Source organism: Agromyces albus, from assembly GCF_004134825.1.
Taxonomy (GTDB): Bacteria; Actinomycetota; Actinomycetes; order Actinomycetales; family Microbacteriaceae; genus Agromyces; species Agromyces albus.
The window spans coordinates 59,811-84,202 of the sequence record NZ_SDPN01000001.1 but is presented as its reverse complement, the minus strand read 5'-3'; the positions used below and the strand labels follow the sequence as shown (position 1 = coordinate 84,202).

Annotated in this window: 27 protein-coding genes; 15 read left to right on the top strand and 12 right to left on the bottom strand. The window is 68.7% G+C overall.

Translation table 11 applies throughout. The features are described 5' to 3' along the window. Nucleotides 1-12 precede the first annotated feature (12 nt). The 4 genes from ESP51_RS00395 (at nt 13) to ESP51_RS00380 (ending at nt 2,528) form a co-directional block, all read left to right on the top strand. The gene (locus ESP51_RS00395) at nt 13-609 is read left to right on the top strand and encodes a CGNR zinc finger domain-containing protein (RefSeq protein WP_129518898.1); all 597 of its coding nucleotides are present in this window, start codon (nt 13-15) and stop codon (nt 607-609) included. Between the two features lie 11 nt (nt 610-620). Next, nucleotides 621-1,262 (top strand): uracil-DNA glycosylase, encoded by a 642-nt coding sequence (locus ESP51_RS00390; protein WP_338420328.1) that lies wholly within the window; start codon nt 621-623, stop codon nt 1,260-1,262. 135 nt (nt 1,263-1,397) lie between these two features. After that, entirely contained in the window at nt 1,398-2,096 is a 699-nt protein-coding gene (locus ESP51_RS00385; RefSeq protein WP_129518897.1) for an alpha/beta fold hydrolase, read from the top strand. Nucleotides 2,097-2,141: 45 nt separating this feature from the next. Continuing rightward, nucleotides 2,142-2,528, top strand: coding sequence for a RidA family protein (locus ESP51_RS00380; protein WP_129518896.1), 387 nt, complete (start codon nt 2,142-2,144; stop codon nt 2,526-2,528). A gap of 217 nt (nt 2,529-2,745) precedes the next feature. Here the strand turns inward: ESP51_RS00380 and ESP51_RS00375 are convergent, their stop codons facing one another. Further along, nucleotides 2,746-3,255, bottom strand: coding sequence for a cupin domain-containing protein (locus ESP51_RS00375; protein ID WP_129518895.1), 510 nt, complete (start codon nt 3,253-3,255; stop codon nt 2,746-2,748). Between the two features lie 62 nt (nt 3,256-3,317). On the opposite strand from ESP51_RS00375, the gene ESP51_RS00370 reads away from it, so the two are divergent. The 3 genes from ESP51_RS00370 (at nt 3,318) to ESP51_RS00360 (ending at nt 5,502) form a co-directional block, all read left to right on the top strand. Further along, nucleotides 3,318-3,911, top strand: a complete 594-nt coding sequence (locus ESP51_RS00370; RefSeq protein WP_164990333.1) for a TetR/AcrR family transcriptional regulator — start codon at nt 3,318-3,320, stop codon at nt 3,909-3,911. 105 nt (nt 3,912-4,016) lie between these two features. Continuing rightward, complete coding sequence (locus ESP51_RS00365; RefSeq protein WP_129518893.1) at nt 4,017-4,799, top strand: polyprenol monophosphomannose synthase; 783 nt, start codon at nt 4,017-4,019, stop codon at nt 4,797-4,799. 85 nt (nt 4,800-4,884) lie between these two features. Continuing rightward, nucleotides 4,885-5,502, top strand: coding sequence for a hypothetical protein (locus ESP51_RS00360; protein ID WP_129518892.1), 618 nt, complete (start codon nt 4,885-4,887; stop codon nt 5,500-5,502). Nucleotides 5,503-5,599: 97 nt separating this feature from the next. Here ESP51_RS00360 and ESP51_RS00355 read toward each other — a convergent pair whose 3' ends face one another. After that, nucleotides 5,600-6,172 carry a TetR/AcrR family transcriptional regulator gene (locus ESP51_RS00355; protein WP_129518891.1) on the bottom strand — a complete coding sequence of 191 codons (573 nt, stop codon included), beginning with the start codon at nt 6,170-6,172 and terminating at the stop codon, nt 5,600-5,602. A 164-nt stretch (nt 6,173-6,336) separates the two neighbouring features. On the opposite strand from ESP51_RS00355, the gene ESP51_RS00350 reads away from it, so the two are divergent. Next, entirely contained in the window at nt 6,337-7,152 is an 816-nt protein-coding gene (locus ESP51_RS00350; protein WP_129518890.1) for an oxidoreductase, read from the top strand. A 1-nt stretch (nt 7,153) separates the two neighbouring features. On the opposite strand, the gene ESP51_RS00345 is transcribed toward ESP51_RS00350, so the two are convergent. Genes ESP51_RS00345 through ESP51_RS00335 form a run of 3 tightly spaced genes read right to left on the bottom strand, consistent with a single transcriptional unit; the run spans nt 7,154 to nt 9,225 of the window. Beyond that, complete coding sequence (locus tag ESP51_RS00345; RefSeq protein ID WP_129519050.1) at nt 7,154-8,113, bottom strand: aldo/keto reductase; 960 nt, start codon at nt 8,111-8,113, stop codon at nt 7,154-7,156. Nucleotides 8,114-8,136: 23 nt separating this feature from the next. Then, nucleotides 8,137-8,565, bottom strand: a complete 429-nt coding sequence (locus tag ESP51_RS00340; protein WP_129518889.1) for an SDR family NAD(P)-dependent oxidoreductase — start codon at nt 8,563-8,565, stop codon at nt 8,137-8,139. Between the two features lie 57 nt (nt 8,566-8,622). Next, on the bottom strand, nt 8,623-9,225 hold the full coding sequence (locus tag ESP51_RS00335; protein WP_129518888.1) for a TetR/AcrR family transcriptional regulator: 603 nt from the start codon (nt 9,223-9,225) through the stop codon (nt 8,623-8,625). A 106-nt stretch (nt 9,226-9,331) separates the two neighbouring features. Here ESP51_RS00335 and ESP51_RS00330 point away from each other — a divergent pair, with 106 nt between their 5' ends. Together ESP51_RS00330 and ESP51_RS00325 are read left to right on the top strand one after the other, a co-directional pair. After that, nucleotides 9,332-10,120, top strand: a complete 789-nt coding sequence (locus ESP51_RS00330; RefSeq protein ID WP_129518887.1) for an SDR family NAD(P)-dependent oxidoreductase — start codon at nt 9,332-9,334, stop codon at nt 10,118-10,120. A 120-nt stretch (nt 10,121-10,240) separates the two neighbouring features. Beyond that, on the top strand, nt 10,241-11,452 hold the full coding sequence (locus tag ESP51_RS00325) for an MFS transporter (protein WP_129518886.1): 1,212 nt from the start codon (nt 10,241-10,243) through the stop codon (nt 11,450-11,452). A gap of 20 nt (nt 11,453-11,472) precedes the next feature. On the opposite strand, the gene ESP51_RS00320 is transcribed toward ESP51_RS00325, so the two are convergent. From ESP51_RS00320 to ESP51_RS00300, 5 genes are all read right to left on the bottom strand, one after another. Beyond that, nucleotides 11,473-12,354, bottom strand: coding sequence for an AraC family transcriptional regulator (locus tag ESP51_RS00320; RefSeq protein ID WP_129518885.1), 882 nt, complete (start codon nt 12,352-12,354; stop codon nt 11,473-11,475). A gap of 56 nt (nt 12,355-12,410) precedes the next feature. Next, complete coding sequence (locus ESP51_RS00315) at nt 12,411-13,196, bottom strand: SDR family NAD(P)-dependent oxidoreductase (protein WP_129518884.1); 786 nt, start codon at nt 13,194-13,196, stop codon at nt 12,411-12,413. An 82-nt stretch (nt 13,197-13,278) separates the two neighbouring features. After that, nucleotides 13,279-14,784, bottom strand: coding sequence for a carboxylesterase/lipase family protein (locus tag ESP51_RS00310; RefSeq protein WP_129518883.1), 1,506 nt, complete (start codon nt 14,782-14,784; stop codon nt 13,279-13,281). A gap of 84 nt (nt 14,785-14,868) precedes the next feature. Next, a complete protein-coding gene (locus ESP51_RS00305) occupies nt 14,869-15,936 on the bottom strand; it encodes an extracellular catalytic domain type 1 short-chain-length polyhydroxyalkanoate depolymerase (RefSeq protein WP_129518882.1) in 1,068 nt (355 codons plus the stop codon). A gap of 124 nt (nt 15,937-16,060) precedes the next feature. Continuing rightward, nucleotides 16,061-16,639: a TetR/AcrR family transcriptional regulator gene (locus ESP51_RS00300; protein WP_206737137.1), complete on the bottom strand. Its 579-nt coding sequence runs from the start codon at nt 16,637-16,639 to the stop codon at nt 16,061-16,063. Nucleotides 16,640-16,732: 93 nt separating this feature from the next. Here ESP51_RS00300 and ESP51_RS00295 point away from each other — a divergent pair, with 93 nt between their 5' ends. Beyond that, entirely contained in the window at nt 16,733-19,033 is a 2,301-nt protein-coding gene (locus tag ESP51_RS00295) for a glycoside hydrolase family 3 C-terminal domain-containing protein (RefSeq protein WP_129518881.1), read from the top strand. 4 nt (nt 19,034-19,037) lie between these two features. On the opposite strand, the gene ESP51_RS00290 is transcribed toward ESP51_RS00295, so the two are convergent. After that, nucleotides 19,038-19,592 (bottom strand): HutD family protein, encoded by a 555-nt coding sequence (locus tag ESP51_RS00290; protein WP_129518880.1) that lies wholly within the window; start codon nt 19,590-19,592, stop codon nt 19,038-19,040. A gap of 16 nt (nt 19,593-19,608) precedes the next feature. Further along, nucleotides 19,609-21,066 carry an aromatic amino acid lyase gene (locus ESP51_RS00285; RefSeq protein WP_206737136.1) on the bottom strand — a complete coding sequence of 486 codons (1,458 nt, stop codon included), beginning with the start codon at nt 21,064-21,066 and terminating at the stop codon, nt 19,609-19,611. A 141-nt stretch (nt 21,067-21,207) separates the two neighbouring features. Between ESP51_RS00285 and ESP51_RS00280 the strand changes: the two genes are divergently transcribed. The 4 genes from ESP51_RS00280 to ESP51_RS00265 are packed head-to-tail and all read left to right on the top strand — an operon-like array spanning nt 21,208 to nt 24,333. Continuing rightward, entirely contained in the window at nt 21,208-21,867 is a 660-nt protein-coding gene (locus tag ESP51_RS00280) for an IclR family transcriptional regulator (protein WP_129518878.1), read from the top strand. Nucleotides 21,868-21,875: 8 nt separating this feature from the next. Beyond that, nucleotides 21,876-22,946 carry an ABC transporter ATP-binding protein gene (locus tag ESP51_RS00275; RefSeq protein WP_129518877.1) on the top strand — a complete coding sequence of 357 codons (1,071 nt, stop codon included), beginning with the start codon at nt 21,876-21,878 and terminating at the stop codon, nt 22,944-22,946. After that, entirely contained in the window at nt 22,943-23,593 is a 651-nt protein-coding gene (locus ESP51_RS00270; RefSeq protein WP_206737135.1) for an ABC transporter permease, read from the top strand. The genes ESP51_RS00275 and ESP51_RS00270 overlap by 4 nt, the downstream gene beginning before the upstream one ends. After that, nucleotides 23,590-24,333, top strand: coding sequence for an ABC transporter permease (locus ESP51_RS00265; RefSeq protein WP_129518876.1), 744 nt, complete (start codon nt 23,590-23,592; stop codon nt 24,331-24,333). Before ESP51_RS00270 ends, ESP51_RS00265 begins: the two co-directional genes overlap by 4 nt. The last annotated feature ends 59 nt before the right edge of the window (nt 24,334-24,392 follow it).

The window sequence follows — 24,392 nt, the reverse complement described above, 5'->3', positions numbered from 1 at the left end:
TACGCTGGTGTTATGGGCGGGCAAACGGATCTTGCGTTTCAGAAGGAAGACGAAGTCATCCCGCCGGCCCTCCGGCTCGTTCGGGACTTCGTGAACACGATCGAGTACCAACTCGACGACGAACGCCTGAAGGAGCCGAGCGATCTCAGCAACTGGCTGGCCGTTCGCGGGCTCCTGAAATCGGCCGTCACGGCGACGCCGGAAGACCTCGCGTTCGCGAAGCAGTTGCGCGAGGGATTGCGCGGCGTGCTCGAGCTGCACGCCGGCCATGATGCCGACGAGTCATCCATTCGGCGACTCAACGAAGCACTCGAGGAACTGCCGGTGCGGGTGTCGTTCGGCGAGTCGGAGAGCTTCGGGCTCGTGCCGGCGAGCACCGAGCCGGTTCGAGGCGCGCTCGCCGGCATGCTCGATGCCGTTCGCCAGTCGACCGAAGACGGCACGTGGGCTCGGCTGAAGGCGTGCGCGCGCGACTCCTGCCGCTGGGCGTACTACGACCATTCGCGCAACCGATCAAGCCGATGGTGCACCATGGCCGGTTGCGGCAACATCGTCAAGATGCAGAAGGCCTATGCCGCTCGTAAGGGACGGCCGCAAGCGACCACGTGACCGTGCCAACCGTGACGATCGACGCCTTCATCGAGCGGCTGGCAACGAGCCCCGCCGGCCCGAACAGCGTGAACCAATTCGCCTTCTCGAACCCGAACAATGCGATCCGGCGTCGGAACCTGGGGTTGTACCTCCACCAGCTCGCCGAGCGTCGGCCGACGGTGCTGCTCGTGGGGGAGGCGCCCGGATATCGCGGGATGCGCATCACGGGCGTGCCGTTCACGAACACCGCGATCCTGCAGCAGGGAATCGGGCATTTCGGTCTGCTCGGGGCCGCCAACGGGTACGAGGTGCCCAACGAGCTCCCGCTGGTCGCCGCCGAGCCGACGGCGACGGTGATGTGGCGCACGCTCGTGGAGCTCGACTTCCTCCCGGTGTTGTGGAGCGCCTACCCGCTGCATCCGCATCGCGCAGGCAACCCTCTGTCGAACCGAACACCCTCGCCGGCGGAGGCGGCGGAATGGTCGTGGTCCTGGCTGGCGTTGCAGGACCTCTTCTCGATCCGCACGGTCGTTGCGGTCGGGAACGTGGCCCATCGCAGCATCGTGCGAAGCGGACTCACGGTGCCACGTGTGCGGCACCCTGCCCACGGCGGCCGCGAGAAGTTCGCTCGCGGGCTGCACGAGCTGCTCGCCGAGGGCATCATCGCCTGATCCGAGCGGCGACGCTCGGTCACCTCGACCTCTTGCGCTGGGGCTTCGCCGATTTCGCGCCGAGCCACGGCAATATCCCGCCAAAGCACTGGCACTGACGGTCGGATGACCCTTCTGCTCGATTAGCTTGGCGACATGCGCCGCGTACTCCTCATCCACGGTCTGAGTTCGAGCCCAGCAGGGTTGTGGCGAGTCAGGCACTGGCTCGAGGAGGCCGGATGGACGACCGAGGCGTTCGCGCTGCGAGGGCATGGCGGGCAACGCCCGGCAGACGACTACGCGCTGCCATCGTATGCATCCGACCTCGCGGCGACCGGGCCGTGGGATGCGGTAGTCGCGCACTCTCTCGGGGCCAGTGCCGCGACCATCGTCGCGGCGGCGGATTCACGCTGGGCGGCTCGGCTCGTGCTGCTCGAGCCGGTGTGGCGGATCCCGGCCGAGGAGGAGCCGGCGATCATCGCCGACCAGCGCGCGGAGCTCGCGCTCACCCGTCCGCAGCTCGAGGCGGAGAAGCCGCACTGGGATCCGCGCGACATCGACGCGAAGCTGGGATCGATCGCCCAGGTCGATCCCGAGGCGGTCACCCGCACGTTCACTGACACCGGCCGCTGGGACCTGACGGAGGCCGCCGGCAGTCTTGGCGTCCCGACTCTCGTGGTCAGCGGCGATCCGCAGGTGTACACGATGCTCGACCCGGCCGATGCCAAGGCGATCGCCGAGCGAGCGCCGCACATCGACTATCGCGTGGTGCCGGGCGCAGGACACTCCCCGCACTACGACACCCCCGAAGCAACCCGTGAGCTGGTGCTGTCGTGGATGGCCGAGGCGTCCTGAGCCACTCGACGAGTGGCCGTCGGCGGTTGGGCCTAGCCTCGTCACGTGAGCATCGTCAGGCACAACCCGTCCGCCATGTATCCGCCCTATCACTCGTACAGCCACGCCACCGAGGTGCGCGGCGACTCGCGACTTCTCGTGATCGCCGGCCTGAACGGCTACGAAGCCGACGGCGTCACGATGCCCGAGAGCTTCGATGAGCAGGCAGAGCTGATCTGGAGCCATCTGCGCACAGCCCTGGCCGCCGCCGAGATGGACTTCAGCAATCTCATCTCGCTGCGCTTCTACCTGGCTGAGCCCGAGTACGACGAGGCGAACGTGCGCATCCTGCGTCGCCACCTCGGTGAGCTGCAGGTGCCTCGAACCGTGCTCTGCGCCCGCTTGCTCGAGCCGGGATGGAAACTCGAGGTCGAGGCGATGGCGGCGACCTGACGAGGGGTGCGCGATCGCGCGATTGTCTCGGCGTGTGCCCACCTCTGGAGTGGGCATCGACCGGATTCGATAGCGAGAACGGCTCATATTCAGCCCCTCGCTCTCGCAGTCGGGAGTATGGTGACCTCACGAGCAGCGTCGCAGAACGTGCTCCGGGGAAATTCGGGCCGCCCGAGCTGAGGGGAACCGGTGAGGGCGACCCGGCACGCGACACGCGTCAATCCCTGCCGAAGGTCAGCCCGTGCTCGGCGGTCAAACGAGGGATGCTCGCCAAGTCGAGCTCGAGCCCGAAACGGCCCGCGATCTCTCCCGCCTTCACGGGGTCAGGCGGTGAACCCTCTGCGGCGAGCAGGTCGCTGAACTGCTGGAAGTAGGCCTCGAAACCAGCCGGCGAGATGATCTCCAGCACCAGAGCCGGCTCGGAGCCCGCGTTCCAGAACGTGTGCCATTGCCCACGCGGCTTGAAGATCACATCACCGGGTGCGCCGAACACCACGTCGTCACCCAGCAGCACGCCGATCTCGCCGGACAGAACGACGGTGTACTCGTCTTCACGGTGATGCCGATGCAGCGGCGCCGCGAGCTTGCGCGGCGGGATCGGATGCTCGACCAGCGAGAACGCCCCGCCCGAGTCGACCGAATCGACGATGAAGCGAACTCCGATCGAGCCGAGCTGGGCGAGCTTGCCCTCGTCGGCTCGAAGAACCCGTGCCTGTGTGGTCAGCATGATTGCCCTCTTTCAATGAACAGAGCGTTAATCGATTCTTCATGCTAACATCGGTGAACACCATGTCAATCGAAAAGCGGAAATACGAGCTCAAGTCTCGAGCCGCAGCCCAGCAGCAGACGCGAGAGCGCATCGTGGCCGCCACGGTAGAACTGCACACCGAGGTGGGGCCGGCGCTCACCACGGTTGCCGAAGTCGCCCGTCGGGCGGGCGTGCAGCGGCTCACGGTCTACAACCACTTCCCCGACGACACCGGCCTCTTCGGTGCATGCCAGGCGCACTGGATGCAGCTGCATCCCCTCCCCGATGTCGCCACCGCCCTTGCAGCCGACGATCCGGCCGAACGGGTTCGCTCCGTCTTCCGCGCTCAGTACGGCTGGTACCGCGAGACCGAGCCGATGGCCGAGAAGGTCCAGCGCGACCGCGGCTCCGTGCCGTCGCTCGATTCCTTGATGCGACGCACTGCGGATGCGCGGCTCGATCAGCTCGCCGACACGCTCGCGATCGGGTTGGGCGAGAGTGCGGAACGCCGAGCACTCGTCCGACTGGGACTCGACTTCTGGACCTGGCGCCGCCTGGCGCGCGAGGGGCTCGACGACGACGCAGCAGCGGAGCTCATGACGGCGGCTGCGATGGCGTCACTCCAGCGAAGCTGAGGCAGGGCCTCGGCAACGGGGAGGCGCCCTCGCCGTCGACTGCGCGCAGCCGCACTCCTGCCTCGCCCCATACGATGGTCCGAGCACGCATCGAGGGGAGAACGGATGTCGCGGCCCCTCGTGGTCATCCCGACGTACAACGAGCGCGAGAACCTCGCCGACACCGTGGCCCGGGTTCGCGCTGCGGTGCCTGCGGCATCCGTGCTCGTGGTCGACGACTCGTCACCAGACGGAACGGGCGACCTCGCCGACCAGCTCGCAGCGGGCGATCCGGCCGTGCAGGTGCTGCACCGCACCGCGAAAGACGGCCTCGGCGCCGCATACCTCGAGGCCTTCGCGTGGGCGCTCGAGCGCGGATTCGATCCGATCGTGCAGCTCGACGCCGACGGCTCGCACCTGCCCGAGCAGTTGCCGCGGCTGCTCGAACGGCTCGAGGCGACGGATGCCGCGGGCCGCGCCGATCTCGTCATCGGGTCGAGGTGGATCCCGGGCGGCTCCATCGAGAACTGGCCGCGTCACCGCGAGCTGCTCTCCCGCTGGGGGAGCGCCTACGCCCGCGCCGTGCTGCGCCTCGACACCCGCGACGCGACCGCCGGCTATCGCGCGTTCCGGGCCGACGCGCTGCGCCGCATCCGGCTCGAAGACGTGCACACCCGCGGCTACGGCTTCCAGGTCGACATGCTCTGGCACGCGCGCGAGGCCGGCCTCACGGTCGCCGAGGTGCCCGTCACGTTCGTCGAGCGAGCGCACGGCCGATCGAAGATGACCCCGGCGATCGTGGTCGAGGCGATGGTACGCGTCACCGCGTGGGGCATCCGCAGCCTGTTCAAGCGCCGGCCGAGGCGGGCTGCACGCAGCGACGGCTCCTCGACGAGCTCCCACGCCTGACGCCGCGACCGCGGGGGGCAAACCCCCTGTGAGCTCGGGGGCGAGCTCCACAGTCGCGTTGCGATACCGGCGATAGCTTCGGGCCATGGAACAGATCATGCGCGCCAGGAGCGCGGCCCTCCTCTTGGCAGTTTCGCTCGCGGCGATGGGCGTCGGGCAGCTTCTCCTCTCATTCGGGCGTGACTTCATCGATGCCCAACAGCCCATCGACTGGGCGCACTGGCTCATCCTCGTCGGCGCAGCAGGCGGTGCGGTCAGCACCTCAGGATTCGTGCTCGGCCAACTCGGCCGGATGGCACGTGCCTTCGTCGTGATCGGCGCCATCGGCTTCGGTGGAATGGTCGCGATCGACCTCATGCTGTGGACGCTGCCCGCCGACTCGATGCTCGACGACGCCCTCAGCGCCGCGCTCGATTCACCACAGGTCGCCGTGCCCTTCCTGTGGGTCGGACCCGCGTTGTTCTTCATCGGCCTGCTGCTCATCGCGGTCGAATGGGTGCGCCTGAGCCCATGGGCGGCCGGGCTGGTCATCGTCGGCGCCGTGCTGAACGGGGTCGGCGCGGCCACCCGCGTCGACGGCATCACACTCGTCAGTTTCGCGATCATGCTCACGGGTCTGGGCGGCATGCTCGCCGCGACATCCGTCAGACCGAGTACTGCCGCTCCCACCGCCGGCGAGGGGGCTGATGTCCTGCACCGATGAGTCATCCAGCCCGAGCATCGTGAGGTTGGTCAGTCCGGCCAATGGAGAGACATCCGTCGTCCCGACACTTGGCGCGCGAGTGAGGGGACGGTGCTGTTCACTGTGGCCCGGCGCCGTGCAGAAGGGTGTCGGTCACGAGCGTGGCCAATGCGACATAGTCGGGACCGACCTCCGGTGAATCGGCGGGTTTGGCGATGGCCTCGTGGAGCAGCGCGTAGTAGACCTGGCGCACCCATTCGAGGTCGGCCTCTTGGGCGATCAGGCCCTCGGACTTCGCGCGGGCGAGCAGCCCAAGGGTGGCGGCGTTGATCTCGGCCCAGATCTCGTGAGCTGCGCTGGTGTCGGCCAGGGGATTGCCGAGCGTGAACTTCCAGCGGCCCTTGGTGCGCAGCACGTATTCGGTGACCCGGTGCAGTGCCACCAGAGCGGGGGACTGCTCGGTGCGTGCGGCTGCGATCGCTTCGGCGAGCTCCTGCTTCGCCGACACGGCCAGTGCGTCGATGATCGCCTGACGGCTCGAGAATCGCCGATGGACCGTGGTTCGAGTGAGGCCCGCAGCCTCGGCGATCTGCTCGACAGACGCGCCCTGATCAGTGGCGAGCACCCGCTCGGCGGCTTCGATGATGGCGCGTACGCTGCGCTCGGCGTCTGCGCGGAGCGGTCTCTCCATGTGCCGGCACCTCCTACTGTCTCGTCGATGGCAACGAGGAAATCCTACATGTCTTTGTCATTTGTCGAGGTATCTGCTGCTTCAGAGTTGCGACTCATGCAAGAACTGCTACAGTGCAGTAACGGTTAGCAAACCATCCAACTAAATCCATCGGAGGAACAGCAATGGCTTCATCGCAGAACGTGGCGCTCGTGACCGGGGCGTCGAAGGGAATCGGGGCGGCGGCGGCATCCGCTCTCGTCAAGGCGGGGTATGCGGTCGTCGGCACGAGTCGTTCGGCATCGAAGGCCAAGCCGATCGACGGCGTGACCTTCATCGACCTCGACGTGGCCAGCGAGTCGTCGGTGCAGAACGCGATCGCTCACGTGATGAGCGTCTACGGTCGCATCGACGTGCTCGTGAACAACGCCGGGATCGGTTCCTCCGGAGCCGCCGAGGAGAGCTCGACCGAGCAGGCGCAGCAGATCTTCGACATCAACGTCTTCGGCGTCATCCGCCTGACGAATGCGGTGCTGCCGATCATGCGCGCGCAGCGGAGTGGCCGCATCGTGAATCTCTCGTCGGTGCTCGGCATCATTCCGCAGCCCTACATGGCGGTCTACGCCGCGACCAAGCACGCCATCGAGGGCTACTCGGAGTCCCTCGACCATGAGCTCCGCGAGTTCGGGGTGCGCGTTGCGCTGGTCCAGCCGGCCTACACGAACACCGCCTTCGAGGCCAACAGCGTGCGGGCCGACCAGCCGCTGCCGGTCTACGCCGAGCGACGCCGGGTGTTCGAGGAGTTCATGGCCGACGCCGTGAAGCAGGGCGATGATCCAGCCGTCGTGGCGAAGGCGATCGTCGCCGCGGCTACCGACAAGAACCCCAAGGTCCGATACGCAGGAAGCTCGCGCACCGCGAGCGTGTCGACGATGCGCCGCCTCGTGCCCGTGCGGATGTTCGACCAGCAGCTCCGGAAGCTCAACAAGCTCCCCGCCTGACCTACCAGGCGTATGCCTGCGGTGCTTCTCCAGGTCCGGGCCAGATCTGATCGAGTCGCGCGACCGCTTCATCGTCAAGCCGTAGCGACAAGCCGCCGAGGTTTGCTCGGAGTTCATCGGTACTCGTCGCGCCGACAATCGCTGTAGAGAGCGTCGGATTGCGAAGCAGCCACGCGAGCGCCACGTCCGACGGTTTCGCGCCGAGCTCCCGAGCAAGCGCCTCGTAGGCTTCGAGCTGATCGCGGTGTGCCTCCACTCGCGGATCGTCGCTCCCGCGCGAGAGCGCACCGGTGAGGAGTCCGGCATGGAGGGGGCTGTACGCGATCAGCCCGATACCCAAGTGACGCAGGGCTGGGATCAACTCCATCTCGGTCGCGCGGATGGCGAGGTTGTACAGGCTCTGCTCAGAGGTCAGCCCGAGGAAGTGACGTGCCGATGCGATGGATTGAGCGAGAGCGACGTCCCATGCGGCGAAGTTGCTGCTGCCGACGTAGCTGATCTTGCCCTCGCGCACCAGCTGCTCCATCGCCTGCCACGTCTCCTCCCATGGCGTCGCACGGTCGACGTGGTGCATCTGGTACAGGTCGATGTGATCGGTCTGCAGCCGTCGGAGGCTAGCCTCGCAGGCGCGGCGGATGTGATAGGCCGACAGTCGCCGGTCGTTGGGTCCCAGTCCCATGGGCTGGTACACCTTCGTGGCGAGCACGATGTCGTCGCGGTGGCCGCTGCGCTGCATCCAGCGCCCAATAACCTCTTCGGAGATGCCGTAGCCCTTGGCCATGTCGGGCGTCTGCGGGCCGCCGTAGACGTCGGCGGTGTCGAAGTAGTTGATGCCCGCGTCAACTGCGGCGTCCATGATGTCGAAACTGGCGGCTTCATCGATCGTGTAGCCGAAGTTCATCGTGCCCAAGCCCAACCGGCTGACGAGCAGGCCCGATCGGCCGAGGTGGGCGTACGTCATCGCGCTCATACGGCCGAGCCTAGCTAGGGGCGAGTCTGGCGACCGAGCCCGAGGGCGGCGGTGTGTAGCAGCCATGCGGCGCGGACGTTGACGGCGAAGTGACGATCGAAGCTCTCGATGGTGGTGTCCAAGATGGTGGAATCCACGCTTTCCGAATGCGAGAGCACGAGCGCGGAGACGGGGCCGAGCGTCGCGTTCGCCTCTGCCAGCAAGCGCTCGGGGGTGGCCGGGTCGGCGAGATCGCCCTCGAGCGCGAGGACCCGTCGGCCGGTTGCCCGAATCTCCTCGGAGATCTCGTGAGCACTCGACGCCCCGAGTCCAAGGCGAGCGTCGTACGTTGACCAGTGGGTATAGGCGATGTCCCAGCCCTCTGAGGCGAGGCGAAGCGCGATCGCGTGCGCGATCCCGTTCGGGCGGCCGAGCCCTGTGATGAACGCGAGCGGTGAGGTCACTAGCTGTCACCCCGATCCAAGGAAATCCGATGCCGCAACTGGCTTGCGCCGGCGTGTTCACGCCAAGGGGCCGGGTGCGGCGATCGCGCTGAGCAGCATGTCCACCACGGCATCCGTCGCCTCCTCGACCGAGACGCCGTCAAGCATGTCGCTGGTGGCGAGCACGGCCACCCCGTGCACGCTCGCGAACGCCACGAAGGCGAGCCGCTCGGGATCGCCGGACTGCACGGCGCCCGCGGCCTGAGCCTCGGCGATGAGTGCGACGGTGGCACCCATGCTGCGGCGTCCGGTCTCGACGAGGGTCTCGCTCGCGTCGGCGCCGTGCTTCACCGTGTACATCAGGCCGAGGAGGGCGGCGTTCTCGACGACGAATGACACGTAGGCCGTCGCGATCGCGCGGAACCGCGTGTCGAACGAACCGGATGTCGCGGCGGCATCCGTCATCGCCTGGTTCAGGCGCTGGAATCCATCGAGGGCGAGCGCTTCGAGCAGGGCCTGCTTGTCGCGGAAGTGCCGCGCGGGGGCGCCATGACTGACGTTCGCATCGCGCGCGAGCTGTCGGAGCGAGAGCCCCTCGACGCCCGACCGCCGCACCGTGCGCTCGGCGAACTCGAGCAGCGTCTCGCGGAGATTCTCGCGGTGGTACGTGCCGGTGGTCACGTATCGCAGTCTAGTCCCAATGTAGTCATTGACAACATTGGGTCGCGGTGTTCATAATGTTGTCACTGTCTACATCAATGAATCACGAATCGATCGGAGCATCACCATGGCCCGCAATCACGCTGGCACCACCGCCGTCATCACGGGCGCGAGCTCGGGCATCGGCGCCGAATTCGCCCGCACGCTCGCCGTCCGAGGGGCGAACCTCGTGCTCGTCGCCCGCCGCGAGGACCGGCTCATCGCACTCGCTGACGAACTCGTCGCCGCACACGGCGTGGCGGTGCATCCGCTCGCTCTCGATCTCGCGGCACCGGGCGCCGTCGACGCCGTCGAGACCTTCGTGCACGATCGCGGCCTCACCGTCGACTCGCTCGTGAACAACGCCGGCTTCGGCATGCATGGACCCCTGGCAGAGGCGGATGCCCCGCGAATCGACGAGCAGGTGCGCCTGAACGTCGGCGCGCTCGTCGCCCTCACCCGGGCGTTCCTGCCAGAGTTGACAGCCTCAGGCCGCGGCGTCCTCGTGAACGTCGCGAGCACTGCGGCATTCCAACCCGTGCCGTTCATGGCGACGTATGCGGCGACGAAGGCGTTCGTATTGAGCTTCACCGAGGCCGTCGCCTTCGAGACCCGTGACTCGGGACTGCGCGTCACCGCGCTAGCGCCTGGCGCCACCCGCACCGAGTTCTTCGACGTCGTCGGCAGTGAAGGAGTGCGAGTGGGCAACTACCAGACCTCCGAAGAGGTCGTCGCCACGGCGATGCGGGCGCTCGACGCCCGGCGCACGCCGCCCTCGGTGGTCTCGGGCGGACGGAACGCCGCGACGGCCCTCATGGGCCGAATCATGCCGCGTTCGATCGTGATCCCGATCACGGCACGTCTGATTACCGATTGAGCGGATGCCGCATCGCGATCATCGCTGCGCCTTCCGGAGGAACGGTCGGGTAGGGAGGACGATCGGTCGGGCGCATGTCGGCTGCGCGCGGGAGGCTGGGAGTCGACTTGAAGGAGCACCATGTCAACGAACACGCTGTCGACACCGACGCAGTCCCCGGGCGCGCCGCCCGAAGTCGCGACCCAGGCGGTCCGGCCGACCGCCTGGCTCGCCGTCGTCTCGCTCGGCCTCGGAATCTTCACGCTCGTCGCGAGCGAGTTCCTCCCGGCGAGCCTGCTCTCGCCGATCGCCGCCGAACTCGGTATCACCGAGGGCACGGCCGGCCAGTTGGTCACTGCGACGAGCATCATCGGAATCATCGGTGGCCCGCTCGTGGTCTCGGCGTTGCCGCGGGTGAACCGCCGGTGGGTGATGGCCGGCCTGACCACGCTCGCGATCGTGTCGAACGTGCTCGTCGCGGTCTCACCCGTGTTCGGCCTCATGCTCGCCTCGCGCCTCCTGCTCGGCATCGCGATCTCGGGTTTCTGGGCGATGTCGCTCGCCGTGACGGCTCAGCTCGTGCCCGCCGACCGGCTCGGCCGCGCGATGACCGTCGTCAACACCGGCGTCTCGCTGGCGACGATCGCCGCGGTGCCGGCGGGGGCCTACCTGGGTGAACTGGTCGGCTGGCGAGCGGTGTTCCTGCTGGCCGCTGCGGCCGGTGTGCTGACACTCGTCGCCCAGCTTGCGACGCTGCCGTCCATCCCGGCGAGCGGCGCCCCAGGCTTCCGCACGCTGCTGCAGACGGCTCGCATCCCGGTGGTCGCCCTGGGCGTCCTCGCGATCATCCTGCTCGCGGGCGGCCACTTCATGGGCTTCACCTACCTTCGTCCCGCCTTCGAGGCGATCGACGGTATCACTCCGAGCCTGCTCGCGCTGCTCCTCATGATCTTCGGCGTCGCGAGCTTCATCGGCAACATGGTCGCCGGGCCGCTCGCCGATCGCCGGCTGCCCGTGCTCGTGATCGTGGCGCCGGCCGCAATCGGCGTGGGCACGATCGTGCTCGCGCTCGCCGGATCGAGCGTCGCCCTCGCCGCCGTGACCGTGTTCGTGTGGGGCGTCGGCTTCGGAGCGATCCCGACCATGATCCAGACCTGGATGGCCCATGTCGTGCCCGAACGGCTCGAGAGTGCCGGCGGCCTCATCGTCGCCGCGTTCCAGATCGCGATCACGATCGGCGCGGCGGTCGGCGGGCTGCTCGTCGACTCGGTCGGGGTGCAGGCGGCGCTCATCGGCGGCGGCATCGCGGCAGTGCTCGGCGCCGGCGTGCTGAGCTCGGCTCGCGCCCGATAGAGGTGGGCGTCGCGCGGCCGCTACGCCACGGCGTGCACGGCCGCGCGACGCCAGAGGCTCGGCGAGACGCCGGTGTGCCGCCGGAACGCGCGGCTGAATCCCGCGTCGCTCTCGTAGCCCAGCTGGAAGGCGATATCGGTGACGGATGCCCCCGCCCGCAGCATCCGCTCGGCTCGCTCCATGCGCACCCGCGTGAGGTAGCGGGCGGGGGAGTCGCCGACCGCGTCCTTGAACTGCTCGGCGAACTGCGATCGCGAGGCGCGGGCGAGGCGGGCGAGGGACTCGACCGTCCAGGGCGAGCCCGGGTCGTCGTGGATCGCCTCGAGCGCGCGGCTGAGGTGCGGGTCGCGCCCGGTGGCGAGCAGGTCGAGCGCACTGCCGCATCCGCGTTCGAGCCAGATGCGCACGGCGGCCGACGCCACGACATCGGCGAGCCGCTCGATCACGGAGTGACTGCCGGCTCGATCGCTCGAAGCCTCGCGGTACATCGTGTCGAGCAGCGAGGCGAAGATCGGCTCGTGCACCCGGAATCCGCACGTGAACAGCACCGGTGGCATGGCCCGCGCCGAGATCGGGTCGCTGCCGTTGAGGGCGAGCGAGCCGCTCAGCAGCATCGTGTCGCGCATCGTGTGCAGCTCGACAGGACCGCCGTGCGGGACCATGACGAAGTCGCCGGCCTGCATGTCCAGCGGCTCGTCGCCGCGACGGTGCACCTCGATGGCGCCCGTCGCGACGTAATGGAAGCGGATGCCGGGGCCGTCGTCGCGCGCCTTGACACCCGCGGGCAGCTCGCGATCTCCGAACTCGAGCACGCTCCAGTGCAGGCGTTCGAGCACGGCGTCGATGGTGCGCTCGGCTTCGCCGAGGACGTCGGGGACTGCGGATGCCTCGATCGCGCTCATGTGAGCTTAAAGCGCGGAGCGCCTCCGATCATTCCCGCGAGCGGACGACCCGCCGCTCAGCGGCGCTCCTCGGCGATGGCGTTGCCGCCGTCGACGACGATGAGCTCCCCGGTCGTGTACGCGGCTCCCGGTGTCGCGAGCCAGGCGATCGCCGATGCGACCTCGTCGGGCCGGCCGCTGCGCCCGAGCGGCACGAGCAGCGCCTCCTCGGCCTCACTCGGGAGCTGGCTCGCGGTGGAGATCCAGCCCGGTGCGACGGCGTTCGCGGTGATGCCGTAGGCCGCCTCGTCGACCGCGAGGGCGCGCACGTATCCGAGCAACCCGGCCTTCGCCGCGGCATAGGCGACGTCGCCGCGGGAGGCCATGACCGGGCCGGTGACGCTCGAGACGCAGATGATGCGACCCCAGCCGGTCTCTCGCATTCCGGGAAGCATCGCGCGGGTCAGCAGGAACGCCGTCGTGAGGTTCATCGCGAAACGCGCGTTCCAGTCGGCGAGCGACATCATCGCGTCGCCACCGATCATCTCGGGATCGCCGGTCGCGATGAGGCCCGCATTGTTGACGACGATGTTGGGACGGATGCCGGTGGCCGCGAGCTCGGCCGAGAGCTCGTCGACCTCCTCCTCGACGTCCAGTCGCGCCACGTAGCCGACCGCGGTGATCCCCGCTTCGCGGAGTTCCTCGGCGCGTTCGAGCACACGCTCGCTCGTCGCGGTGAGGACGATGCCCGCACCGAGCTCGCCGAGGGCGCGGGCGGCGGCGAATCCGATGCCGATGGGGCTGCCGGCGCCGCTCACGATGGCGACGCGCCCATCGAGATTCCAGAGCGCAGGGAGGGCCATGACCACATCGTAAGCACGGTGGCGCGCCTTCGGGGAGCCCCCGGGATCGTCCACTTCGGCGCCGCCGCGGTGCCGGCGCCGCTCAGTTCGAGAGCAGCGGCCGCACGGCGGCGAAGCCGTGTTCGACCACGGTCGAGGTCGTGTCGTAGACGCGCACGGTGCCCGCGGCATCCGTGAACCGCGGCCAGCCCGGGTCGCCGCTCGTGACGAACGCGACTGCGCCGCCGTGCACTTCGTCGGCGAGTGCTTGCGGGGGCGCGTCGCCCGCGACGACGTCGACCCGCTCGGCATCGAGGCAATCGAAGAAGAACGGCACGTCGAGGCAGTGCACGGCCCGTCCCGATATCGGCGAGGCCCACGAGAAGCGGTACAACCAGGTGGGTGCAGCGCCGCGGGCGCGGGCGATGCGGAGGGCGAGGGTGCGGAACAACCGGTCGGTGAGGTAGCGGCCGACGACCGCGGCACTGCCGAGCTTCGTGACGTCGCGATTCGCCGCGAGGTAGGGCGAGCGGACTGCGCGCTCGAGCCCCGCCCGGCCGAGCAGGAACCGCGCCGGAACGAAGCGGAGCTTGCCCTTCGCACCGTCGAGGATCGTCGAGAACTCGTCGTCGGTGGCGCCGAGCACGAGGGGCTTGTCGGCCCCGATGCCCGCAGCGATCGCGTCGACCGTGCGCATCGGCACGACGTCGCCGTCGATCACCGGACCGAACTCGAGCCCACCGACGATGAACCGGCGAAGCTCGTCGAAGGGGCTGCCGCCCTGCTCGCGAGCGCTCAGCTCGCCCTGCACCTCGCGGAGGCGCTCCTCGCTCAGCGCAGAGAGGCCGGCACGCGTCGGCTGAACGCCGGCGGCCTCGGCGAGGCGACGGCCGAACGACTCCGCGCGCTCGAGGGTGACGTCGGCCGCCACCCCCGAGATGCTGTAGACGCCCGCGAAGAGCGGCTGGGCGCGCGGCATGCCGAGCAGGGTGAGCACGGCTCCGCCGCCCGCCGATTGTCCGACGATGGTGACGCGCGAGGGGTCGCCGCCGAAGGACGCGACGTTGTCGCGCACCCATTCGAGGGCGAGCAGCCAGTCGAGCACGCCGCGGTTCATCGGGGCATCCGCGATCCAGCCGAAGCCGTCGAAGCCGAGCCGATACGAGATCGAGACCGTCACGACGCCGTCGCGGTTGAAGGCCGCGCCGTCGTACCACGGGCTCGCGGGGGAGCCCGCGAAGTAGCCGCCGCCGTGGATGTAGACGAGCACCGGCAGCAACGCCTGCGCCGAGGCATCCGTCGCCGGGGCCGGCGTGAAGACGTTGACGTTGAGCGTCGATTCGCCGGGAATCGACGGCTCGGGGATGAACGTCACCCCAGGATCGCCGCGCTGCGCGGTCGCGCCGTACTCGAGCGCGTCGCGAACGCCCTGCCATGGCCGGTGCGGCACGGGAGCCGCGAAGCGCAGGTCGCCGACGGGCGGCTCGGCGAAGGGGATGCCGAGGAAGGCCGCCGAGCGGTGGCCCGCGGCATCCGTGCGCCAGCGTCCGCGCACGCGGCCCGCCGTGGTGTCGACCTCGACAGTCGTGCCGGTGGCGGTCAAAGGCATGTGCGATCCTCTCCGATCACGCGAGACGCGACGATCCGCCGCAGTTGCATCATATGTTCGGTCCTTCGCGGGCGGCCGGCGAGATCAGCCGCGGCGCGGGTGCGCCTCGAAGAAGTCCCACATCAGCGACGACGCGTTGATCTCATGCGTCACCGTGCCCAGCCCGAACTGGTCGAGCGGCACGTCGGTGCCGGGCCAGGTGTGGCCGCCGCCGGCGACCTCGTAGAGCACGACGTCGGCGTGTCCGAGACACTCGGTCCAGGAGTATGCCACGACGGACTCGCTCACCGCGGTGGTCGTCGGGCCGACGCGGCACTCGTTCAGGCCCGCCCACGTCGCCGCGGCCGTCTGCACGGTGTATCCCCAGCGGGGATCGGTGTTGCCCGGATACGGATTGACGAGGTCGTCCGTGCCGTGGAAGGTCAGCACGGAAACCGGCTGCGGCGGATCGCACGTTCCCGCCTCGGGCGTCGTGAGGTCGGCCACGTCGGGCCGGCCGGCACGCAGACCCGCGACCGGGGCGATCGCCGCGAAGACCTCGGATGCATGGCATGCCAGCGCCGAGGCCATGCGCCCGCCACCCGAGAACCCGGTCGCGTACACGCGACGGTCGTCGATGCATCCGGCCGTGTCGAGCTCGTCCACCACGGCAGTGAGGAACGCCACGTCGTCGCGCGAGCCCGCCGGTGGGTAGGTGCCGGAGGTCAGCGGCACGCCTGGCACGTTCCACGCCCAGTTGCCGTCGGGCAGGGTCTGCGGGAATGCGATGTCACCCGTCGGTGTGGCCACGATGAAGTTCTCCGCGTCGGCGAGCGACTCCAGGTCGGAGATGTCGGCCTGGGTCGTGGCGTTGTTGTTCGATCCGTGAAGGTCGAGCACGAGCGGCAGGCTGCGGCGCACGGGAACGTCGGGAACGTGTACCCGAACGGCGTAGGTCTCACCCTCGAATGCGATGTCGAATGTCGAGGTGCCGACGGGGATGACTCGCGTGCACGCGCTCTCGGCGGCGGCCCCGACGCCTGGGCGCTCGGACGCCTGAGCTGCTGCGGACACGCCCAACGAGGTGAGGGCGACGGTCGACACAGCGGCGACGGCCACGAGTCTGCCGACTCGGAGAGCGGACGCGTGCGGGGTGCGGGGATGCTCGGTCATGGCGACTCCTTCGTCGTCGTGCGCGTGAATACCGAGCGCATACTCGGTATTGACGGACCCTATCCTCGGCCGGCCCGCGTGTCCAGTCATCGGCGAAGAGTCGTGCCGTCAGGCGCGGCCCTGCTCAGGCGCGGCGCGTGACGAGGCGCCACAGCTGCATGATGTGCTCGGACATGTCGATCGACGGGTCGAGCAGCCACTGGGTCTGGAGGCCGTCGGATGCCGCGACGAAGAGCGTCGCGGTGAGGTCGGGGTCGAGCTCGGGGTCGATGGCGCCGGCCCGCTGCTCCTCGCGGATGTATCCACCGAACTCGCGGCGCAGGTCCTCGTAGCGCTCGACGAAGAAGTCGTGCGACGGATGCTCGGGGTCGACCGCCTCGACGGAGAGCTGCGCGTAGAGCTGCACGAGGCCGGGCACGTCGGCGTTGTGGCGGATCACGGCGACGAGACCGTCGATCGGGCGCGCCAGGTCGAACCCGTAGCTCTCGACGTCGACCTCGTCGCGCTTTCGGAGGATCTCCTGGAAGAGCTCCTCCTTCGAGCTGAAGTAGTGCAGGAGGCCCGCTTGGCTGAGTCCGACGGCGTCGGCGAGCTCGCGCACGCTCGTGCGGCGGTATCCATTGCGGGCGATGACCTCGAGCGCCGCCGTGAGGATCTCCTCGCGCTTCGCGATGCCTTTCGCGTATGAGCCCCTGCGCGCCATACCTGCATCGTACGTACTCGCCATTGCAAATGAAAACCGACCGGGATATGGTTTTCGACATTGCCTCGCCGTTGCGGCCTCGAAAGGATCACCATGACCGAGACGCTGAACCAGTCGACGGATGCTGCGGCATCCGCCCTCGATCGCACCGCGGGTGAGATCGTGGCCGATCTCACCCTCGAGGAGAAGGCCTCGCTCACGAGCGGAGCCGACTTCTGGACGACGAAGCCGATCGATCGCGTGGGGCTGCCGTCGATCCTGCTCACCGACGGCCCGCACGGCGTGCGCAAGCAGCGCGCCGGAGCCGACCACCTCGGCATCGGCGACAGCGTGCCCGCGACGTGCTTCCCGCCCGCTGTCGCGCTCGGCTCGTCGTTCGACCCGGCGCTGCTCGAGCGAGTGGGCGTCGCCCTCGGCGAGGAGTCGCAGGCCGAGGGTGTGGGCGTGCTGCTCGGCCCGGGCATCAACATCAAGCGCTCGCCGCTGTGCGGGCGCAACTTCGAGTACCTCTCGGAAGACCCGATCGTGTCTGGCGTGCTCGGCTCGGCGCTCGTGCGGGGCCTGCAGTCGCAGGGCGTGGGCGCGTCGCTCAAGCACTTCGCGGCGAACAACCAGGAGGCCGACCGCATGCGAGTGTCGGCCGACATCGACGCGCGGCCGCTGCGCGAGATCTACTTGCGCGGGTTCCAGCGCGTCGTCGAAGACGAGCAGCCGTGGACGGTGATGTGCTCGTACAACCGCTTGAACGGCGTCTACACCTCGGAGGATCCGTGGCTGCTGTCTCGCGTGCTGCGCGACGAGTGGGGCTTCGAGGGACTCGTCGTCTCGGACTGGGGCGCAGTGAACGAGCGAGTCACTGGCGTTGCGGCCGGCCTCGACCTCGAGATGCCGGCGAGCGGCGGTCGCACCGATGCCGAACTCGTCGCCGCGGTGCGATCGGGAGTGCTCGACGAGCGGACGCTCGATACCGCGGCTCGGCGTGCGATTGAGCTCGTGCAGAAGGCGGTCGGTGGCGTTCAAGCGGATGCCTCGTACGACGTCGACGCGCACCACGCGCTCGCTCGCGAGGTCGCCGGCGCGTCGATCGTGCTGCTGAAGAACGAGGGTGCGGTGCTGCCGCTGGCCGCCGAAGCATCCGTCGCCGTCATCGGCGAGCTCGCTCGCACGCCGCGCTACCAAGGCGCCGGCTCGTCGCTCATCAACCCGACGCGGCTCGACAACGCGCTCGACGAGATCCGCGCGCTCGCCGGGCCCGCTGCCGAGGTGGCGTTCGCCGCCGGGTATGGCGACGACGGTGCGGCATCCGACGAGCTCACCGCCGAAGCCGTGGCTGCGGCATCCGCTGCCGAGACGGTGCTGCTGTTTCTCGGCGTGCCCGCCGCCCTCGAGTCGGAGGGCTTCGACCGCGACGACATCGAACTGCCGGCCGCGCAGCTCGCGCTCGCCGACGCGGTCATCGCCGCGAACCCGCGCACCGTCGTGGTGCTCTCGAACGGCGGCGTCGTGCGCCTCTCGGGACTCGCCGACCGCGTGCCGGCGATCGTCGAGGGCTGGCTGCTCGGCCAGGCCGGCGGCGGCGCGATCGCCGACGTGCTCTACGGCGTCGTGAACCCGTCGGGCCGCCTCGCCGAGACGATCCCGCTGCGCCTCGCCGATAGCCCCGCGTACCTCGACTTCCCGGGCGAGCACGGCCACGTGCGCTACGGCGAGGGCCTCTTCGTGGGCTATCGCTGGTACGACGCGCGCGAGCTCGAGGTGTCGTTCCCGTTCGGGCACGGGCTCTCGTACACGAGCTTCGAGTACTCGGATGCTTCGGTGACGACGGATGCCTCCGGCCTCGCCGTGCGGGTCACCGTGACCAACACCGGTGACCGTGCCGGCGCCGAGGTCGTTCAGGTCTACACGTCGCTGCAGGGCTCGGCCGTGGTTCGTGCTCCTCGTGAGCTCAAGGGGTTCGCGAAGGTGACGCTCGCCGCGGGGGAGTCGCGTGAGGTCGTGGTGCACGTGCGCCGAGAGGACCTCGCGTACTGGGACATCCGTGTCGACCGCTGGGTGGTGGAGGGCGGCGACTACACTGTCGCGGTCGGGGCGTCGAGCCGCGACATCCGCTCGTCGGTGACGGTTGCCGTGGAGGGCGACAGCTCGGCTGCGCCGCTCACGATGAACTCGACGATCGGCGAGGTGATCGAGCACCCGATCGCGGGGGAGTTCGTGCGGCAGGCGCTCGCCGCGGGCGACAGCGCCGAGAGTGCCCTTCTCGCCGACCCGAGCATGTTCAAGATGATGGCGTCGTTCCCGATCGGGCGCGTCGCGTCGTTCCCCGGGTCGCCGTTCGGCCGCGACCAGGTCGAGCAGCTGCTCGCTGCGGCGAACGCTGGTCCCGTCACACCGTGAGTCGTCAGGAACGCGGCGTGAGGCGGTAGACGGCGACGGGGTCCGTGAAGCGCAGCGAAGACTGCGCTGCGTCGCTTCCAGCTGACGGCTCTTCCGAGGAGCTCTTCATGAGTACGGTGCCGGGCTCGACCGCGATCCCATCCATTGTGCGGCCGCGAGAGAGGAATACGACCAGCTCGTCGTCGACGACGGGCGGCCCGACTTCGAGGGTCGGTTCGGCCCGCAGACAGTCGAACTGAGCCTCGCCCCGCACCGTCATGAGGTTCACCACGTGTGCGGTGTCGGCGACGGCGACCGCCGATGCGGCGGACTCCCCGCGGAACTCCACCGCTGCGCCGGCAACGAGCTGGTGCTCGACACCATCGATCCGGAGCCGCACCTCGCCGTCGACGACGATGAAGATCCGGTCGATGTCGGGGAAGGTCGAGAACGGAGCATCCTCACGGATGTCGGCCATGCTGAGGCGCCACGAGCGACGAACGTCGTGCGCCAGTTCCCGCGTGCTGCCGCGACCGTTGGCCCACGGGACGCTCGTCTTCTCGGCCGGCTGGATCAGCATGGAACGGCGGCGAGCGTCACGGCACGAGGTCGGTCTCGTGGAGCGTGTCGAGCAGGTCTGCGGCTGCCTGAAGCGGGCCGCGGAGGTCTTGATCCTCTTGGTGGGGCTGCAGCGCACGGATGCCGGCGGCCGCGCGCGTCAGCGGTGCGGGCACCTCGACGTCGAGCTGGGCGAGCAGGCGCGACACCGCGATCAGCTCGCAGGCGAGCACGATTCGGTACGACGCGACGGCACGCTCCAACTGCACAGCACCCTGCGTCGCGAAGCTGGCGTCCTCTTCGGTGCCGCGCGAGAGCACGATCGTGCCGAGGGATGCCGGGGTTGCCGCGTTTCGGATCTCGGCCAGCGCCGCAGCTGCCGTGTACTCGAGCATCATGAGCCCGGACGCTCCGGCCGGGCCTGTCGCGAGGAAGGGGGCGAGGCCGGTGAACGCCGGCTCGTTCGTGAGCCGGAGCAACGCGTGGGCGTTGGTCGCCGACTGCGCGATCGCGAGGTTCGTCGCGTCGAGGTCGAGTGCCAGCTGGGCCTGGAAGAACGCACCGTGGTGGGTGACGATGCCCGCTTCCACGTCGAACACGGGGTTCTCCTGGGCCGCATTCAGCAGCCTGAGGAGTTGGGCATCGAGCCGCTCGAGTGAGGTGAGGAGTGCTCCCTGCGTGATCGGATAGACGCGGAATCCGAACGGATCCTGGATGCGTGCGGGTGACCACGATGCACCGTCGAGCAGTCCCCGGATCTCGGCGCCGACCTCCTCGACATGCGGTGCCGCAGCGGCGGCGGCTGCGGCATCCGAGAGCGCAGAGGGATTGGCTCGGAGAGCTGCCGAAGTCAGGGCGAAGACGATCCGGCCCCCGCGATCGAGTCGTCGCAGCTCCGCGGAAGCGAGGATCGCCCTCCCGATGGTCAAGGCACTGCTGCTGAGGAAGGGCAGCGCGCTCTCGACTCCCCAGCGCACCGGTTCAACCGGCGACCCGGCGCTGCGCTCGCCGGCGAGGGTGAGGCCGAGCGCGGCGAGTGCGGCCAGATCAGCGGTGCCGATCGAGCCGACGGCGCCGATCTCGGCGACGTCATCACGATCGAGGGCGTCGACGAGCGCCGGCAGGATGGCCGGGTCGATCCCCGACCCCGCGCGAGCGAGTTGGGCGAGCCGGGTGGCGATGAGTGCGCGCACCGTGCGGGCGGGAAGGTCGTCGCCGGCGTCGGTGGCGTGGCTTCGAATGAGCCGTATTCCGTGATCGGACGCGTCGGTGACCGACGTCTCCCTGTTCGCGCCGACGCCCGTCGATCTGCCGTACGCCGGTGTGGCGCTTGCGATCGCGTCAGCGGCGGAGGCCGCATCGGCGACCGCGTGAAGGACGGCGTCGGTGACCTGCACGCGCGCGCCGTCGGCGATGGTGACGACATCTGACAGTGAGATCGGGACATCGACATCGAAGGTGATGGTGTCTCGTCGGGTGGGTGCGGAACGGCTCACATCGTCACTCTTCCTCACGAATCGCGCCACGGCTAGCTTTTCACTGGGTGGCAAGTGTATTTTACTAAGCGGAAACATTCGGTGACTGGCGAAGAAACACCCGGTCCCTATCGTCAGAGTTGTCGATTCAGGGAGGCTCTCATGAGCGAACAGTCCACACGCACTGTGGAGCGAGCGCTGTCCCTGCTCGCCACCGTGTGCGAGAAGGGCAGCACGTCGCTCTCGGATGCTTCCCGGGCCGTCGATCTCGCACCGAGCACCGCTCTGCGGCTGCTCCGCACACTCGAGGCGAGCGGCTTCGTCCGTCGCGAAGACGAGGGACGGTATCGCGCCGGCCCTCGTCTCATGCAGCTCGGCGCACAAGCCCTCGGACACGAGTCGCTCATCGACGTCTGCCACGACGAGATGGTCGGGCTCGAACAGGCCACCGGGGAGTCGGTGTACCTGAGCGTCGAGGGGCACGCGGCATCCGCCCTCTACATCAGCATCGTCGAGGGTTCCCACTCGGTGCGGCACTCGAACTGGGTCGGCCGCACGATCCCGCTCGCCGGATCCGCCGCAGGTCTCGTCCTGCGGGGCGAGACACCCGACAGTGGCTACGTCATCGTCGAGCGCGGTATCGAACGGGACGTCACGGCGGTCGCGTCCCCGGTGACTGCGGCAGGGCGCATCGTCGCCGTGATCAGCATTCTGGTGCCGAGCTACCGCATGGACGAGCAATCCGCCCAGCAGTGCGGCGTGCTCTTGGCAGCCGCCGCCCGCCGTCTCTCGTCCGGTCTCACCGACGGAACCGCCCTCTAGGAGCAGCCATGATCCGATTCGAAAGCGTCTCCAAGGTCTACGACGACGGCACGACCGCCGTCGACAACCTCAATCTGGAAGTCCCGACCGGCAGTCTGCTGGCTCTCGTGGGCCCCTCCGGATGCGGCAAGACCACCTCTCTTCGCATGATCAACCGGCTGATCGATGCCACGAGCGGCACGATCACGCTCGACGGCGTCGACGTGTCGAGCACCGACCGAGTCGGTCTTCGTCGCAAGATCGGCTACGTCATTCAGCACGCAGGGCTCTTCCCGCACCGAACCGTCGTCGACAACGTCGCCGCCCTGCCGCGGCTGCTCGGCGGCGACCGGAAGAAGACCCGCGCGCGTGCGTTGGAGCTGCTGGAGCTCGTGGGCCTCGACGAGCGCTTCGCGCACCGCTACCCCTGGCAGCTGTCGGGCGGGCAGCAGCAGCGCGTCGGCGTGGCTCGCGCGCTCGCGACCGACCCGCCCTTCCTGCTGATGGACGAGCCGTTCAGCGCCGTCGATCCGATCGTGCGCGCCCAGCTGCAAGACGAGTTCCTGCGGCTTCAGGGCGAGATCGGCAAGACCATCGTGATGGTCACGCACGACATCGATGAAGCACTGAAGCTCGGCGACCAGGTCGCGGTTCTGCGCACCGGAGGTGTCCTGGCGCAGTTCGGCACGCCGCTCGAACTGCTCACTCGACCCGTCGACACCTTCGTCGCCGACTTCGTGGGTGGCGCTCGGGGCTACCGTGCACTGGGCTTCGAACAGCTGTCGGAAGAGACCGCGCTCACTCCGCACACCCCGGTGAAGCTGGACGAGCGCGTGAGTGATCGTGGCTGGGTCGTCGTCGTCGACGACAAGGGTCGTCCGCTCGGCTGGGTCGATGGTGGGAACGCACGGGATGCCTCTGCCGCCACGCTTCACACGACCTCGCGTTTCCTTCCCCTCACCGCGTCGGCCCGCGAACTCCTCGACGGGGCACTCGCCGGTCCCGGCGGCACCCTCGGGATCGTGGACGCCGACGGCGTCTTCGTCGGTGTGTTGAGCGCCTCGTCTGTGGTCGAAGCCGTCCAAGGAGCCGCCGCGTGAACATCGACTGGATCTGGGCGAACCTGCAGCCGATCGGCGCACTGTTCCTCAACCACATCTGGCTGACCGTCGTTCCGACTGTGATCGGACTGGTGATCGCGATTCCCCTCGGATGGTGGGCGCACCGCTCGCGTCGAGGTGGAGTCGTGATCATCGGCGCAGCGGGACTCCTCTATACGATCCCGTCGCTCGCGCTCTTCATCCTGCTCCCGGCGATTCTCGGCACGAGGATCCTCGACCCGCTCAACATCGTGATCGCGCTCACGGTCTACACGGTCGCCCTCCTGGTGCGCGTCGTTTCAGACGGCCTCGGCTCCGTCCCGCACGACACCGTCGCTGCCGCCGAGGCCATGGGCTATCGGGGATGGCAGCGTCTGCTCCTCGTCGAACTACCCGTCGCCGTGCCCGTCATCATCGCCGGGCTGCGGGTGGCGATCGTCTCGAATGTCAGCATCGTGACGATGGCGGCGCTGATCGGCATTCCGCAGCTCGGCACGCTGTTCACACAGGGCTTCCAGCTCCGTCTGATCGTTCCCCTGATCACCGGCATCGTGCTCTGCGTTGTGCTCGCGGTCATCTTCGACCAGGTCCTGATTCGTATCGGACACGTGGCAAGCCCGTGGCGACGAAGGGATGTGCCCGCATGACGCTCTTCGAGTGGCTTACCGATCCCGCCAACTGGACGGGGTCGAGAGGAATCCCGGTCCAAGTCGGGTTCCACCTGCTCTACACGGTCATCTCACTCGCGATCGCGAGCGCGATCGCCATCCCACTCGGCATCTTCATCGGCTTCACGGGAAAGGGCGAGGCGATCGTGGCCGGCTCCGCGAACGCACTCCGCTCGCTGCCGACACTGGGGCTGCTGATCCTGCTGTTCCTCGTGCTCGCTCCTGTCATCGCGGGCCAACTCGTCTTCGTCGTGCCGACCATCATCGTGCTGGTGCTGCTCGCCATCCCGCCGATCCTCACCGGCACGTACACCGGCATCCAATCCGCCGATGAAGCCGCCGTCGATGCGGCGCGCGGAATGGGCTACACCCGCACCCAGATCCTCTGGCGCGTCCAGATGCCCTGCGCCCTGCCGCTCCTCATCTCGGGCCTGCGCGGGTCGACGCTGCAGGTCGTCTCGACCGCCACCGTCGCCGCATACCTCGGACTCCAGGGGCTAGGACGCTACATCATCGACGGCCGCGCCCAGGCCGATTTCGCGCAGATGGCCGGCGGCGCGCTGCTTGTGGCTCTGCTCGCCCTCGCCCTCGAACTCCTCTTCAGCGTCCTCGGCAAGGTGCTCGTCTCGCCGGGCCTTCGGCGCACCACGCGCCGCCGGCGTACTGCACCCACCGATACAGCCACCGCAGCGCTCACCACCCTGACCGCTGCGAGATGACGGGCACACCCAGCCCGTAATCCCTCTCTGCACCACCAAGATCCGCACTTCCTTCCTTC